Genomic DNA, 14,922 nt, shown 5'->3' on the forward strand with positions numbered 1-14,922 from the left:
TTAATGATGTTGCTTTTTGCTTTTATATTCTACATCTACAATAGCATATTCTAATACTTCAAAACCACTTCGGTTTAAAAATGCATACACCACATGTTTCCAGGGTGTGAATACATGATTTTCTTTAATATGCTTTTCTTGAAAGACATACAAAGCGCCTCTTAAAAACAAACTTAAAGTATTTTTACTAGATTGCGGATTAGGGATTGTTAAAATCAAAACCCCTTCTTTTTCCATATGCTCAGAAATATTTTGCAACCCTAATAACGGATTATCTAAATGTTCTAATACTTCTAAAAACAAAACCGTACCTGCTTTCTTAACCCCTTGAGGTGCTGTATTATTTAAATCCCAAATAACAGAAGCTTCAATTTTCCTTATATAATCAAAAGGTAGCCATAGAGTGTTTAAGGCTTCTACATGGGGTTGCATATGCCCAAAGCCTGCGCCTATATCACTTACAACATTATTAGGCGATGTTTCTATATATTCACGCAGTTTTGCTTTGGCAAATGCTGCTCGGTTACTATATGTTATAACTTTTTCCACTTAATCTATATAGTATTCTTCTATAATACTTTTTCATTTTCATTTTTACAGAAAAAAATGCATCTCTATAAATTTTATAATCCAAAGTATTCGAGTTATTACTGTTAATATCAACATCTAAACTCATTAAAATATTATTTATTCTTTTGGTATGCTTTTCATTTACATTATAACTCCTTGCATACCAAGTATGATAAGCAAATTCTTTTCCATTAAACAAAATGGAGTTTGAAATGTTATCCTCCAACATATTTCCTTCTAAATATAAAAACTTCTTTCCTTTTCTTTTTAGCCAAAGAAAAAAACAATAGTAGGGTTCGTAAAGACTATTTACATCATATTGTCCCTTTATTTCATTTTCTTCAATTGTAAATTCATTTGGTAGTATATATTGATGTGATTTTACTTCTTTAATGTTCCAATCTGCTAAAATTTCTTTAAAATTAATAATAGTAAAAAATGTATTTACCATAAATGGATTGTATTTTCTATGCTTAATTTCACCACCTTCTCTTACTCCAGAGACCGTAATATTTTCTTTCTTCATTTTATCAATTATAGAAAATACCACATTACTTTCCTTAAATATAACATCTTCATCTGCCATCACTAACCAATCTATACCTTCTTTTGAAAGTTTTTTGAACATATAAAAAATACTATAAATACCGTGCATACCATTAGTACCATCAACAACATATTTTCTAATATCCTTTGGAAAGAGATGTGATGTTACATTGTATAACTCAAAATTTGCTACTGTAGTTAATATTCCTATTTTGGCTTTATACATTTGGCTTTTTATTTTTCACAATATAATTTGATAATTCATCATTATCACCTTTATAAATAAAAATCATATTATGATAAAAATGCATAGAGATGATATGTTTATCATAATACGTTTTCTGATAATTTTCAATAATAAACTCCTCATTATTTAGACAATCTATTAAAGATTTAAAAAAACCATTGATAGTATTTCTATTATCAAAATTGGTTGAATCACCTCCATAATCCTCCCAATAAGAAGTTTGGGTATCTTCAACCACATAAATCCCTCCTTTTTTTAGCTTAGGAAAAAGATGCTTAAATGTTTTTATCACATGTTCGTTTACGTGACTACCATCATCAATGATAATGTCTAGTCCTCCTGTTTCTTTTATAATTTCATCTAAAAAATCATAATCTACTTGACTGCCTTTAAATATTTTAATTCTCTTTTCTTGTAGAAATGATTTATCATAAATGTCTAAGGCGTATATTTTTGAAAATGGAAAATATGATTTCCACATTCTTAGCGAATTTCCTCCTATATAGGGGTCTTCATAACCTCCAACACCTATTTCTAAAATGGTATTTTTTTTAAACTTATATTTTTGAAAATGGTTTTGATAATGTGGAGTATAAAAATGATACCCATATTTATCTGTTTTATGAATCCTAGCTATTTTCGATAAATTAAAAGGATATAAAAATGCTTTAAAATACCTTAACTTATATTTTATTTTTAGTTTTTGTTTATATGAAAGGTTGTTCTTTAGCGTGTTGAGCATTTAATTATATGATGTATTTAATTATTTTTTTGGGTTCCAATACAATTTGGTATCAGCTAATTTAGAATATTCTAAAAATTCTTTATTTGATAATCTATTAGCCTGTTTTAATAATCGCGGAAAATTAACAAACAAATCCCCTAAAGCTTGCAAAATAGCTAATAAGGCTCTAAAATCGCCTTTAAAAACTTTTGTTTTTAATTGAATCCACAAGGTATATAAAAACCTTCTAGGGATCGTTTTTAATGGATAAAATAAAACATACAAATACCAACCAGATCGTAAAGACCGCCTTAAACGGATTCTATAATCTTTATGGCTTTTTCGTCCTTTAACATCAACGCGATGGTGTACTAAAATATCGGGGACATAGTGTACCTCCCAACCAGACTTAAATAGCTGATAGCTGGCAAATTCTTCTTCGCCATAAAACACAAACCATTCAGGGTAATGAGGAATACTTCTCCAAGCTTCCATACGCCAAACATGACCACACCCTACAAAACCTTTAACACGCCTATTGGCTAACTTTTGGTTTAAGCTATTAGGTAAAGACCTTCCCCAAAAAATCCTAAAGGCTATAACGGCACATCTTTTATGAGATTCAAAAAACACTTTAATGCTTTCTAAAGTATTTTGCGATACAATATGTGCATCATCATCTAAAGTAATAGCATATAGGGCTCGGGTTAAACCAAGCAACTTGTTTCTACTGTAAATAAGCCCCTTGCTTTTAGAGTTTTTAATTAATTGAATAGAAGGATACTGTGTTGCTATAAAATTTGAAGTACCATCAGTAGAACCATCATCACATATAATACATTCTACATACTCTTGTTTTAGTAAATGAGCTATACTACTTAATGTTATTTTTAAATCAGTAAGCCTATTTTTAGTGGTTATTAATATGGAAAACTCAATCATTATTTAAAATTGCTTCAAGCTCGTTTTTTAAATAGTTTACACCTAAGTAGTTTTCTAAATCCACCCTATCTAAAGCTAAAACTTGAGTTGTTTCTTTCCACTTTAGATAAAGTAATTCTATAATTTCTGAAATTCGTTTCACATCAGTAACAGCAGCACAATAAATATAATCACTTCCTAGTAAACGTCTGGTTTCACTTTGCTCTGGTCCTAAATGAATAATGGGCTTATTGGCTGAAACACAATGCGGAAATTTACCTGGTAAAAAAGGACTTGCTTCTGCATGGGCTTCTAGAATAATATTGGCTGAAACATGATTTTGAAGCCACATAACTTCTCTAAAAGATACATTTTTGAGTTGTAGTTCTAATTGAGGCATGTTTTTAGCATAATTTTCTAGTGTACTTTTATGGTAATCTGCTCCTCCTATTAAAATTAACATAGAATTGCTCTGTGCGTCTGCATTGTTTTCTAAAAATAATTGAAAGCCTTTAATTAAACCTTCCGGATTTCGCTGCTTTAGCAAACTACCAGCATGTAAAATAGTAAACACCTTATTATTAAAATAATTTGGCAATTCTGCTTGCACCTCAATTTCAGTAATTTGATGCGGAATAACAATCCCTGTTTTACTAAAATTATTGAAAAAAGACGCCATCCAGTCTTTCAATAACAAACTTGGAAAAGCACTATATTTAGCATTAACAGAAAGCGTTTTAAAAAAACGTTCTTTTATTTTGTACCCTGGATCTTTCCAAGTGTAAGGTTTAGGATAACAACTAAAAGGATAAGGATCATGTATATAAGCCATCCATTTACTATGTAACTCTGGCATGTTATTCACAGCATAATGTGGTCTAAAACTAGCACCTTTACTAAGAGTTAAAATTAAATCAAATGGTGATACCTCATGCTTTTTAATGGCTGCTTTAATACTGTTTACATCATTAAAAAAAGTAAATGAAAAACCAAAAACGTGCTCTAAATACCTTGCTAAGTTTATTTTAAAATGCCTTTGTATAACCCGTTGTCCTCTGCTTAAAAAATAGAATATGGTGTGTTTTTTTTCTTGTATTGAAATACATTCAATGCCTTCAATTTTAATAGCTTTTCTTGTATAATGCAGTACAGTAACCCCATAGCCAACAGTAACTAAGTTTTTAATTAAACCCACATTGGCTTTAGAACCACTGCTATCATTAACATCTATAGAATCTACTATAACTAGTATGTTATAAGCCATTAAACTAAAAGATTATGTTTAATAAAATTAACTATTGTAACAGCAGCATCACCATGACCATACGGATTAGATAATTTACCTGTATTTTCTTTACTCATAAGTTGTTTAGCGGTAGCTATAATTTTTTTAGTCTCTGTTCCTACTAAAAAAGAACATTTAGCCTTTATACCTTCTTCACGTTCGGTGGTGTTTCGTGTTACTAAAACAGGGATATTTAATGAAGGGGCTTCTTCTTGAATACCACCCGAATCTGATATTATTAAATTAGATTGACTCATTAACCAAACAAACGATGGATAATTTAAAGGGGGTATTAAATGAATATTTTCAACATTCGATAATTTTTCATAAACCACACCTTGCACATTGGGGTTTAAATGTACTGGATAAACAATTTCAACGTCTTTTTGTTTTGATATTTCTAGAATAGCCTCACAAACATTTTCAAACCCTGTACCAAAACTTTCCCTTCTATGCCCTGTTACTAGAATAATGTTATTATTAAAATTTATGTTAGATTTTAAATTTTCAATAAAAGTATTGGTATAGCCCTGTTTAATTTTTTCTAAAGTAATTTTTAAAGCATCTATAACACTATTACCAGTAACTACAACCTTATTTTCATTAACACCTTCATTTAAAAGATTGTTTTTTGCTTGCTGTGTTGGTGCAAAATGATAATCTGAAATTCTCCCTGTGAGTTGCCTGTTTAATTCTTCTGGAAATGGAGATTGTTTGTTGTAAGTACGCAAACCTGCCTCAACATGAGCCACCTTAATATGACGATGAAAAGCAGCCAAAGCTACCAATGCCGATGTAGTGGTATCGCCATGTACCAAAACCATATCAAACAGTTCTTGTTCTAAAATATCATCCATTTCTAGCAATATCCTAGAGCTTAATCTATTTAAACTTTGATTAGGTTGCATGATATTTAAATCGAAATCTGGCACTAGCTGAAAAAAATCTAATACCTGATCTAGCATTTCTCTATGTTGAGCGGTAACACAAAGTTTAAATGGTATGTTTTGTTTAGCCAACTCTAAACAAACGGGAGCCATTTTTATAGCTTCGGGGCGCGTACCAAAACAGATGAGTAATTTCAATTTTTATTTTTTAGGTTAAGAAGTTGTTTTTTTAAATCTAAAAATTTTTATCCAAACAGGGTACAAAACATACTTTAATTGATAAAATAGCCTACGTTTTATATTGGGTTTTGTTTCTTTAATAATACATTTTACTAGTTTAAAATCTCTAAACGAAATTGCCAAATTCATTAAATATTTAAACAAATAAGGCGTAAGCAATCCTTTATTGTATAAATTAGAAACAACCAAGTTTATAGCTTTCTTTTTAGAATTTATTCTAGTCTTGTCTTTTTGCCAATATTCCCCTGTATTGGAGTTTGCGTGTTTTCTATTAAAGTAAAGGTGCTTTTTTATTAAAGCCCCTCTCATGTTTGTACTTAAAATACGTTGATAACATTCCCATTCCTCTGCATACATTAAACGTTCATTAAACCTACTGCTTCTAAAACACGCTTTTTTCCACATAACTGTGCAAGATGCAAAAGGTGTTTTTTGGGTTACTACGTCTTCTAAAATTTGATGATTGGTTTGTACGTAGTTTAAATTAGAATCCTCATCAATTAAATTAGAATCTAATGCACCTATAAAAGACTGTTTTAAATAATTACAAAAATGTAAATCCTCATGTTTTTTAAATACCGATAAGCATAGCTCTAAATTTTGTGGATGTACAATATCATCATCATCAAAAAAAATAATGTAATCTCCGGTTGCTATATCTAAACCATAATTTCTACACCCAGGTAAGCCTTTTAAATAAGTATCTGTTCTTTTAAAAAATTTAAACCTACTGTCTGCTTTTAACAATGGGGCTATAGCGGTTTCTGTATTATCACTACCCCCATCATCAATAATTAAACATTCCCAATGGGTATAGGTTTGTGCTTGTATAGACTTTAAAGTTTCTACAATAAAATGAGCTCTATTGTAGGTGGCCATGATTATGGATACTTTTGGGACATCTTTCATCTTAAAAGTGATTTTATCCATCTTAATGGCATCAAAACTGCTTTACCTATTTTAAACTCTAACCGTTCTATATTTTTTATTTTCTCTTTTTCCTCTCTTTCTATTCGTTTAATTAAATGATGTATAGTTATTTCAAATTTATCAATGTACAAATCTTTGTTTTTAATATAAATATACTTCAATAATCTATACTTTTTACTATTGGCTTTAGTTGTGGTAGAATCAGAACGTTTTCTATAATTATATAATGGTTCTTTAATAACATGAGCAACTCCTCCTTTTGCAAGTAACCTTATAAAAAATTCCCAATCTTCAAACCCCTCTCTCATACTCTCATCATAACCACCACAAAGTTCCCAATCCTTTTTTTTAAACATTGATGTGCCTAAAGCTTGATTTACAAACAAAAAATCTTCAAGTTTTCCTCCATTTGGTTTATATATTAAACTTGTTTCATTTTCAAAAAGTAAATTTGCATAACATGTAACCAATTTTATATCATTTTTTTCTAAAAAAACATTAATAGCCTTTTCACTAAACATTGTTTCAAAGATATCATCACTATCTAAAATTAGAATATACTTACCATGAGCTGCTTTAATACCTTCATTTCTTGCTGTACTTTGTCCTTTATTTTCTTGTGTAATTAATATATCTATTTTAGATTCTAATTCTTTTAAAATAGCTTTTGTTTCCTGATTAGAACCATCATCAACTACAATTATTTCTTTATTGCGATAAGTTTGATTAATAGCAGAATTTACAGCCTGTTCTACATATTCAAAATCATTATAACATGGAATTATTATTGATAGTAAAGAATTATTTTTCATAAGTAACAACTAAATATTTTATTCATACAAATGTCCATACTATTCTTTATTTTAAGAACACATCCACTTTTTTAATTATTAAACAAACCTATTCATGATTTCAGTTAATTTATTCACATAATTTTCCTTTGTGTAAAAATCTATATGCTTTTTGTTTTTCCCTCCTTCTAAGTACCTCATTTCTTTTGATTTTGCTAATTTTTTTAATGCTTGTAACAATTGATCTTCATCATTTTGGATTAAAAAAGGAGAGTCTTTTAATAACTCTTGACACCCTGGATGATTTGTTGATATTACAGGTAACCCATACAACATGTACTCCATAACAGCATTAGGAACCCCCTCAATAGCAGATAGTAAAACACCTATATCTAAAACTGAAAGAACTTTTTCAACCTCTATATTAGATAACAAAAGAACTCTATCATTCAAATTAAAATCTACAACTTTTCTTTGCAGATTTTCGTATTTATTTGAAGTTAATTCAGTGTTATTCCTATTTCCTAAAAAAACCAATTTTGAATTAGGGTATTCTTTAATAAACTTATTAAAAGTATTAAGTAACAGTTCATGAAATTTTTCTGGCCTATAGTGAGCTACCATACCAATAATTAACTCATCTCCATTAATGGCTAATTCTCTCTTAACTATTTCAGTATCATATGCCTTATATTCCATAGATAAGTATTGAGGTAATACAAAAGCCCTGTTTTCAGTTAGACTGTAATCTTTTCTAAACAAATCAAGCCCATTACTAGCATTTGCAATTACACAAGGAATATTGTTTGCTGCAATAGTTTCAAATACATCACACTTTTGAATGTCTAACCCCAACTGATGCCAAAAAGTAAATTTAACAGTTGGAAGTAATTTGTATAAAAAATAAGCGACTTTAGATGGATAATTTAAAAATGGCAAAATAACATCAATATCTAAAGGTTTCAGCCCTTTCCTCATTCGTAACAAATACTTAAAAGACCAATAAAAGCGTTTTATATTTTTGATGCTAAACTCTTTTCTTCCGACTAAATATGGTTCTCCAAAATGATATACTTTTTTTATACAAGAATTATTTAAACACATATCAAACTCCTTCGTTGTTTCTCTAGAGTGTGTCAATAGGAGATAAACATTACATCTGTATTTTCTAGCTAAAAATCTGCCTAGCCCTAAGCCTTGCCTCTCTGCACCACCTAAAGCTCCCTCATGTAAAACTAATAAAATATTCTTTTTATTAAAATTCATTTTAATAATGCTATTTTTTAAGTACAGATTGCTTAAACAAAGAAATCTGTTCTTTTAATTTTTTAACTATAACAAAAGATTTCTCTTTAAAAGGTAAAATACACAAAATGTCTTTTCTCAATTTATAATCAACACCTACTCTATTATTGGTGAAAAATATTTCAAAAACAAACCTCCTTTTTAATGCTTGCACTACTTTTTTGAGTTCTTTATTCTCAAAAACTTGTTGCTTTTTATTAATTCTTAAAATTTGTGTTAACCACTTAAAAAACTGTTTAAATTCTAACAATGAAAATTGATTATTTGAAAACAACATGTTCGTTAGAAATGCATCAGAAAACACGGTTTTATTATAATTTATTTTATGATATAAGTTTAATTTAATGGCTATATCTTGATTTATCTGAACATTTTTGTGCTGTGTAGAAACCTGATTGGTATGAGTTCTATAATAATACAAAACTTCTTGAATATTATACATTTGGCTTTCCCATGCTGTTCTTGCCCAAAAGTCATAATCTTCTGCATGTATTTTAGTTGAATCAAAACTATAATTTTTATAAGATTCCCCGTGTAACATGGTTGCACCTAAACTCATGGGATTACTTAATAATAAATGCGCCTGAATTTCTTTATGATGCTCCCTATGTTTTATAATCTTTGTGCTTGCACCAAAACATTGTAACCAACACCCACAAGCTTTAATATTGGGGTTATTTTGCAAAACATGGAGTTGTTTTTCAAATCTATTTAAAACGTTAATATCATCGCCATCCATTCTAGCAATATATTGCCCTTTGGCTTCTTTAAAACCTATATTTAAACTATCAATAAGGCCTTTATTTTGTTGTTTTTCAATAATTCGTATTCTGTCATCTTGAAAATCTTTAACAACCTTTAAAGTATCATCAGTTGAACAGTCATCAATAACTAACACTTCAAAATCTTGTATGGTTTGGTTTAAAACAGAATCTATAGCCTCCTTTATAAAAGGCGCTACATTATAAACTGGAAGTACAACAGATATTAAGGGTGTTTTCATATCCTACCCAATATTAAAACCATTAAACTTTTTATTTTAAACATCAACTTATAGAGTGGATACGCTGTAAAAGCCTTGTATAACAAATAGTATTGAGAACATTTTTTATTAGAAAATTTAAGACGTTCAAACCGTTTTATATAATAATTAGAAACTAATGTCTTTATATAATTTTTAGAAAAATTATCAATTTCAAGACGTTTCTTTTTTCTACGTTTATAGGCATTAACTATAGCATAAAAATGCCAATATTCGGCTTTATGAAGGTTATCATTATTAGAAATACTATGTTCATGCACTCTATAACGATACAAAACCTTATCTAAAAACAAATGCTTGCCCTGTTCTTCTAACTTGTAATACAAATCTTGATCAACTGCCCGTTTCATAAAAGGGTTTATACCTCCAGATTGTGTATATGCCGCTTTCTTAAAAGTAGCAAAGTGGGTTAAAGCACCATTAGCATAGGTTAAATACGATTTTCCTTTAGGGATGTTACTTCCATAAAAACTTGGCTTAGTAAAATTCATTTCTAAATCTACAAACTCATATTTTGAGGTTACGATAGCAACATCTTTATTTTTAAGGTGTGTGTTAACCATAAGCGCTATAGCTTCTGGAACCAAGGCATCATCTGGATCTAAAAAGCCCATTATGTCTCCTAGTGCTAGTGTGGCACACTTATGCTTAGTATAACCACAGCCTTTATTGGTTTTATTTAAATATAATTTAAACCTATCATCGCCTTTTATCAAATCATTAATGATTTCAATAGAATCATCCGTTGAAGCATCATCAACAATAACAGCTTCCCAATGACTGTAGGTCTGAGCAAAAATGCTTTCATAACAATCTTTAAAAAAATGTCCATTATTGTAATTAGCTATAAGTATAGAAAACTGTGGTTCTTGCATAAGTAACGCCTATAGATTTAAAATACAAACTAATAATTCTTTTTTAAATTTTTATCCATTCTTTAGGTAGCAATGATGAAATATCTAGTTCTTTATTGTTATTCCATGTTTTTGGTGCAAAAACAATTTTTGACGTATTTTTGTTTAACCATGCTCCCCACCAACTAAAGGAACTATTAGCTATAATATTGTGTTTACAAGAACTCATCAAAAACATATCTACCCAGCTATTGTCTAGGTTATTGTCAATAAAATATTTTTGCTGATTTAAATTGACGAATGCTTTTTTAACCCAGACCATATCATCTGAGAAAAAAAATAATGTTAGGTTATCATAACGATCTTCTAACTGTTTTATGGCCTCTATATAATAATCTAAATTACATACACCATGATAGGCATTTGTAATTTCATCTTCAGCATAGTCTCCTCTTCTAATATGGATAGAAATGGAATTTGTTTTTTTAATTGTTTGCAAAAGTTTTTTATTAGAACTAGACAGTGAATCAACATTAAAAGAAAACAACCTCTTAACAAGGTTTTCATATTCAATAAAATACTTATAACTCTGAAAATACCCCTGAAGATAAACATCTTGTTTAAAAGATAATAAATGTGGATTATACCTAGAAAAATTCTCAATATACTTTACAGGATATTTTAATCCAAACCTTTTTTTTATTCGATTTAATAAGCTTAACTCATTAAAAGAAATAATATCTTTTTTTTTAGCAAAATTATAATCATTTTCAAAAATATCTAATTCAAATGCCCGCGGAGTAAACCCAGGTTTCTTTTTTGTATTGTTAAAAAAACTAATATCTAATAAAAGTTTGCTTCTGTTTTTTTTTGCAAGTACACTTCCTAAAGCATATTGAAACATTTGGTTTCCTAATCCTCCTTGTAATTTTATAATTATCATTTAACTACTCGTTCTGCTAAATAATTTGTTGTGGTAAAAGCTTCATAAAGCTCTTTATATTGGTTTATTTTATATAAACCATCTTTTACAATTCTATATATATAATAATCTTCTTTTAATAAGTAATAAAAATCTTGAAAATAGGTTCTAGAGTCTATATTACAACCACCAAACTCAAACTGAATGAAATTAACTTTACTACTATCTAACATTTTTTTTGCTCCTTGTAATACATTCAATTCATTTCCTTCTACATCTAATTTCAAGAAATCAATTTGTGTTATATCATTTTCGGCACAAAAAAAATCAATAGTTTTAATTTTTATATCTTCTTTAAGATTCATACTAATATTAAAATGATCTAAACGTCTATTATATAGGCTTGCCAAACCAGACATTTCTTTATTTGAAAAAAGAGTTACTAATGTATTTTTATCACCAAATCCAAAATTATACAAATCTATATTTTTGAGTTCCTGTGTATTTTGTGTTAACTTTTCGAATGTAGATTTTGAAGGCTCAAATGAGAATATTTTATGATTTTGGGTAAAAACCTCTCCCAATAAAATAGAATAATTTCCAATATTAGCACCCACATCAAAAAGTACTAAATTATCTCTTTGTTTCAGCTTATCAAAAACATAGAGTAAAGCATTTTTCTCACCTGAATTACTGGTGTTAGTCCATCCTCCTATATTCATGCCTTGCAGAGATATATTGTGTAAATCTTCAAATAAAGCTTGATATTGTTTTTGCCCCTTTACTTTATTAAAAAAGCACTTAGCATGTTTAATACAAAATTTTTCAAAAATCCTATTTATCATTTTTAGTCAACTTATAATTATTCAAAACATTTAATGAATAAAATAATTAGCTAACAAACTTTTTTAGTTTATACTTTAAAAATTTTTTAAAGGATATATATGGATACATATTTTCAACACTTATTTCTTTTGTTATTTTCTCTTGTAATTTTACTGCATCCATATGGTAAGTTAGTAGTTCGATTTTATCTACGTGTCTAGACTTAATTTTATCAAACCACTCAAATCCTTGAAAAAAGTAGTTTTTAAAATCATTAATGGCATCGTAATATTTTAGTTCACAAGTTCTATAAAAAAACTTATGTATAGGGCTAAATTTATTTAAACCGCTTTCTGCTTTAGTCATCCAATTTATAACGCCATTATTTTCTAATAAAAACAATTTATGCTCTGGAAAATTATAGATATAATCATAATAAATGGTTGGAAATTCTAAATATCCTTTATTTGCCACTCGTTGAATTTCACTTAAAAAAGCATCGGCATTTTCAACATGTTCTAAAACATGAGAGCATATTACATAGTCAAATTCATTGTTTTTAAAAGGAAATTTTCCACCATCATAAAAAACAACTTCTTTATCTGTTTCTAATATTCCTACATGGCCAGACTGTGCAATTCGCTCTTCTTTAGTTTCATATTTCAATTCTAAAAAAACATCAGACCTAGGATGTGGTGTAGCTCCTGGACCTATTTCTAAAACTTTATAATTTGTTTGAATTGACTTAATTCTATCTGGAAAAAACATATCGCCTATTTTTTTAAGTACCACTGAAATTTTCTGTTGATAAAAGAAAAATTAATTGATAAAAAAAAGTTTTTATTTAAATAAAATTGATCTCCAAAGTCTCCTTCAAATACCGATTTCACTAAAACAAAACCATTTGACTTCATAAAGCTTTCTATATTAGAAGTTATTGGCTGACCCTTATATAACTCTACATTAGATACTTCCATCCAAACAGATTTAATTTTTTTTAAATAACCTTCTGCTCCTTTTAATACATTTAACTCTGCACCTTGAACATCCATATGAACAAAGTCTATTTCTTCTATTTTTTTTTCTTCAAAAATTCTTTTAAGTGTACTAGTTTTAACTTGAATAGTTTCCTTAAAATTTAACCAATAAGGTCTATACGCTTTATTAGGTTGTAATAAAGAACTAGATTTATTACCAAAATCCCAATCTAAATTTTTTGGTTGTTCCTCAGGGTGACCAGATGAAACGTAAAAATTTGAAATCCCTACAGTATCAGATAATGCAAAAGGCAGAAATTCTACATTGTTAATCTTATATTTTGTTAAATTCGCCTTAATTAATTCTTGATTTTTGGGTAAAGGCTCAAAAATATAAATTGATGAAAAAGGGAACAACCTAGAGTACCTTATAGACTCCTCTCCTTCACAACCTCCAATGTCAAAAATTATTAATTTATCTTTTTTATCAAACAGTTTTAACAAATCTCCCTTTAATGGAGTATCCAATGAAATATATTTTTCTCTATCGCGCATATTAAAAATCAGGAAGCTTTAATAATTGACGATTGCATTTGATTAGCAATTAAACCACTCTTGTTATTTTTCACTGCATCGTCTTGATTATAAATGACATCTGAAATAACCACAAAAACATCATTATTAATATACTCAATAACTTCTGAACCTTTTGATAAACCTACCAACAATTTATATTGCCCACTATTAAATTTAATGTCCTTTTCTTGGAATATTGCAACATAGCTACCCTTATCTAAATTTTGAGGTTCTGTCCATGATGTTCTTATTGATAAATCATACATATTTGTCATCCCCAAACCTACCACTAAATTATTAATAGGTTCGTTTAAAGTAAAATACAAAGAAGCTCGCCATGACTTACCTATAGGTATTTCATTCATTAAATTACCATTTAAATCTTCTACTCTTAACTTAGTACTAAAAGCCTTTTTATAGCTTTTTGAATGTTTCTCAAATATATATTCTGAATTATTTAAAACTGACTGACTTAAATAATGATCTATCACTTCATCTGTTTTCCCTTTCATAACTACCTTACCATTATTCAACAATATTGAATTATTGCATAGTTTTTGAATAACTCCCATGTTGTGACTAACCAACAAAACAGTTCTACCTTTCCCTTTAGATATATCCTGCATTTTCCCAATTGCTTTTTTCTGAAATTCGGCATCACCAACAGCCAAAACCTCATCTATAATTAAAATATCAGGTTCTAAAAAAGCGGCTACCGCAAAGGCTAACCTTACTGTCATACCTGATGAATAACGTTTTACTGGCGTATCAATATAACGTTCACAACCGCTAAACTCTATAATTTCATCTATTTTAGAGGCTATTTCCTTTTTGGTCATTCCTAAAATGGCTCCGTTAAGGTATATGTTTTCTCTTCCCGTAAGCTCTCCGTGAAACCCTGTTCCAACTTCCAATAAAGAAGCTACAGTACCTTTAGATTTTACACAGCCTGTAGTTGGGCTTGTAATTTTAGAAAGTATTTTAAGCAGTGTAGATTTACCCGCACCGTTTTTACCAATAATACCTAATACTTCGCCTTGTTTTACTTCAAAATTAATATCCTTTAAAGCCCACACATAACTAGAATTAGCTTTGGCAGTTCTGTCATTCTCCTCGCCTATTTTTTGAAACGGATCTTGTTTACCTCGCACGCCATACCACCACCGTTTTAAATCATCTTTAACGGTACCCGTACCAATAACCCCTAAACGGTATTGTTTGCTTAAATTTTCAACTTTTAATATTATATCACTCATTATTTAGTGAATTGTATCACCACA

At 28.9% G+C, this 14,922-nt stretch carries 16 protein-coding genes; all 16 read right to left on the reverse strand.

What is annotated here, in order from left to right; genetic code table 11:
• The 16 genes from ACXAG4_RS14500 to ACXAG4_RS14575 all read right to left on the reverse strand — a co-directional run bounded on the left by ACXAG4_RS14500 (position 1) and on the right by ACXAG4_RS14575 (position 14,898).
• Entirely contained in the window at positions 1-549 is a 549-nt protein-coding gene (locus ACXAG4_RS14500) for a methyltransferase domain-containing protein (RefSeq protein ID WP_475296803.1), read from the reverse strand.
• Entirely contained in the window at positions 527-1,342 is an 816-nt protein-coding gene (locus ACXAG4_RS14505) for a hypothetical protein (protein WP_475296804.1), read from the reverse strand. The genes ACXAG4_RS14500 and ACXAG4_RS14505 overlap by 23 nt, the downstream gene beginning before the upstream one ends.
• A complete protein-coding gene (locus tag ACXAG4_RS14510; RefSeq protein WP_475296805.1) occupies positions 1,335-2,105 on the reverse strand; it encodes a class I SAM-dependent methyltransferase in 771 nt (256 codons plus the stop codon). Before ACXAG4_RS14510 ends, ACXAG4_RS14505 begins: the two co-directional genes overlap by 8 nt.
• Before the next feature lie 21 nt (positions 2,106-2,126).
• The gene (locus tag ACXAG4_RS14515) at positions 2,127-3,029 is read right to left on the reverse strand and encodes a glycosyltransferase family 2 protein (RefSeq protein ID WP_475296806.1); all 903 of its coding nucleotides are present in this window, start codon (positions 3,027-3,029) and stop codon (positions 2,127-2,129) included.
• Positions 3,022-4,272: a glycosyltransferase family protein gene (locus tag ACXAG4_RS14520; RefSeq protein ID WP_475296807.1), complete on the reverse strand. Its 1,251-nt coding sequence runs from the start codon at positions 4,270-4,272 to the stop codon at positions 3,022-3,024. Before ACXAG4_RS14520 ends, ACXAG4_RS14515 begins: the two co-directional genes overlap by 8 nt.
• Positions 4,272-5,378 (reverse strand): non-hydrolyzing UDP-N-acetylglucosamine 2-epimerase, encoded by a 1,107-nt coding sequence (gene wecB, locus ACXAG4_RS14525; RefSeq protein ID WP_475296808.1) that lies wholly within the window; start codon positions 5,376-5,378, stop codon positions 4,272-4,274. The genes ACXAG4_RS14520 and wecB overlap by 1 nt, the downstream gene beginning before the upstream one ends.
• A 15-nt stretch (positions 5,379-5,393) precedes the next feature.
• On the reverse strand, positions 5,394-6,329 hold the full coding sequence (locus ACXAG4_RS14530) for a glycosyltransferase family 2 protein (RefSeq protein ID WP_475296809.1): 936 nt from the start codon (positions 6,327-6,329) through the stop codon (positions 5,394-5,396).
• On the reverse strand, positions 6,326-7,162 hold the full coding sequence (locus tag ACXAG4_RS14535; protein WP_475296810.1) for a glycosyltransferase: 837 nt from the start codon (positions 7,160-7,162) through the stop codon (positions 6,326-6,328). The genes ACXAG4_RS14530 and ACXAG4_RS14535 overlap by 4 nt, the downstream gene beginning before the upstream one ends.
• A gap of 78 nt (positions 7,163-7,240) precedes the next feature.
• Positions 7,241-8,407: a glycosyltransferase gene (locus ACXAG4_RS14540; RefSeq protein ID WP_475296811.1), complete on the reverse strand. Its 1,167-nt coding sequence runs from the start codon at positions 8,405-8,407 to the stop codon at positions 7,241-7,243.
• Between the two features lie 10 nt (positions 8,408-8,417).
• Positions 8,418-9,449, reverse strand: coding sequence for a glycosyltransferase family 2 protein (locus ACXAG4_RS14545; protein WP_475296812.1), 1,032 nt, complete (start codon positions 9,447-9,449; stop codon positions 8,418-8,420).
• Positions 9,446-10,363 carry a glycosyltransferase family 2 protein gene (locus ACXAG4_RS14550; RefSeq protein ID WP_475296813.1) on the reverse strand — a complete coding sequence of 306 codons (918 nt, stop codon included), beginning with the start codon at positions 10,361-10,363 and terminating at the stop codon, positions 9,446-9,448. Before ACXAG4_RS14550 ends, ACXAG4_RS14545 begins: the two co-directional genes overlap by 4 nt.
• 43 nt (positions 10,364-10,406) lie before the next feature.
• A complete protein-coding gene (locus tag ACXAG4_RS14555) occupies positions 10,407-11,285 on the reverse strand; it encodes an alpha-1,2-fucosyltransferase (RefSeq protein ID WP_475296814.1) in 879 nt (292 codons plus the stop codon).
• Positions 11,282-12,109 carry an FkbM family methyltransferase gene (locus tag ACXAG4_RS14560; protein ID WP_475296815.1) on the reverse strand — a complete coding sequence of 276 codons (828 nt, stop codon included), beginning with the start codon at positions 12,107-12,109 and terminating at the stop codon, positions 11,282-11,284. The genes ACXAG4_RS14555 and ACXAG4_RS14560 overlap by 4 nt, the downstream gene beginning before the upstream one ends.
• A gap of 46 nt (positions 12,110-12,155) precedes the next feature.
• On the reverse strand, positions 12,156-12,857 hold the full coding sequence (locus ACXAG4_RS14565; RefSeq protein ID WP_475296816.1) for a class I SAM-dependent methyltransferase: 702 nt from the start codon (positions 12,855-12,857) through the stop codon (positions 12,156-12,158).
• A 5-nt stretch (positions 12,858-12,862) separates the two neighbouring features.
• Complete coding sequence (locus ACXAG4_RS14570) at positions 12,863-13,621, reverse strand: FkbM family methyltransferase (RefSeq protein WP_475296817.1); 759 nt, start codon at positions 13,619-13,621, stop codon at positions 12,863-12,865.
• Between the two features lie 8 nt (positions 13,622-13,629).
• On the reverse strand, positions 13,630-14,898 hold the full coding sequence (locus tag ACXAG4_RS14575; protein WP_475296818.1) for an ABC transporter ATP-binding protein: 1,269 nt from the start codon (positions 14,896-14,898) through the stop codon (positions 13,630-13,632).
• Positions 14,899-14,922: the final 24 nt, after the last annotated feature.

It is taken from the genome of Seonamhaeicola sp. ABD4_175, from assembly GCF_056160885.1.

Coding starts and splice junctions, on each gene's coding strand:
- ACXAG4_RS14515 (WP_475296806.1), bottom strand. CDS start 3,029: ATGATTGAGTTTTCCATATTAATAACCACTAAAAATAGGCTTACTGAT.
- ACXAG4_RS14505 (WP_475296804.1), bottom strand. CDS start 1,342: ATGTATAAAGCCAAAATAGGAATATTAACTACAGTAGCAAATTTTGAG.
- ACXAG4_RS14545 (WP_475296812.1), bottom strand. CDS start 9,449: ATGAAAACACCCTTAATATCTGTTGTACTTCCAGTTTATAATGTAGCG.
- ACXAG4_RS14550 (WP_475296813.1), bottom strand. CDS start 10,363: ATGCAAGAACCACAGTTTTCTATACTTATAGCTAATTACAATAATGGA.
- ACXAG4_RS14565 (WP_475296816.1), bottom strand. CDS start 12,857: ATGTTTTTTCCAGATAGAATTAAGTCAATTCAAACAAATTATAAAGTT.
- ACXAG4_RS14560 (WP_475296815.1), bottom strand. CDS start 12,109: ATGATAAATAGGATTTTTGAAAAATTTTGTATTAAACATGCTAAGTGC.
- ACXAG4_RS14520 (WP_475296807.1), bottom strand. CDS start 4,272: ATGGCTTATAACATACTAGTTATAGTAGATTCTATAGATGTTAATGAT.
- ACXAG4_RS14530 (WP_475296809.1), bottom strand. CDS start 6,329: ATGAAAGATGTCCCAAAAGTATCCATAATCATGGCCACCTACAATAGA.
- ACXAG4_RS14535 (WP_475296810.1), bottom strand. CDS start 7,162: ATGAAAAATAATTCTTTACTATCAATAATAATTCCATGTTATAATGAT.
- ACXAG4_RS14570 (WP_475296817.1), bottom strand. CDS start 13,621: ATGCGCGATAGAGAAAAATATATTTCATTGGATACTCCATTAAAGGGA.
- ACXAG4_RS14510 (WP_475296805.1), bottom strand. CDS start 2,105: ATGCTCAACACGCTAAAGAACAACCTTTCATATAAACAAAAACTAAAA.
- ACXAG4_RS14575 (WP_475296818.1), bottom strand. CDS start 14,898: ATGAGTGATATAATATTAAAAGTTGAAAATTTAAGCAAACAATACCGT.
- ACXAG4_RS14540 (WP_475296811.1), bottom strand. CDS start 8,407: ATGAATTTTAATAAAAAGAATATTTTATTAGTTTTACATGAGGGAGCT.
- ACXAG4_RS14555 (WP_475296814.1), bottom strand. CDS start 11,285: ATGATAATTATAAAATTACAAGGAGGATTAGGAAACCAAATGTTTCAA.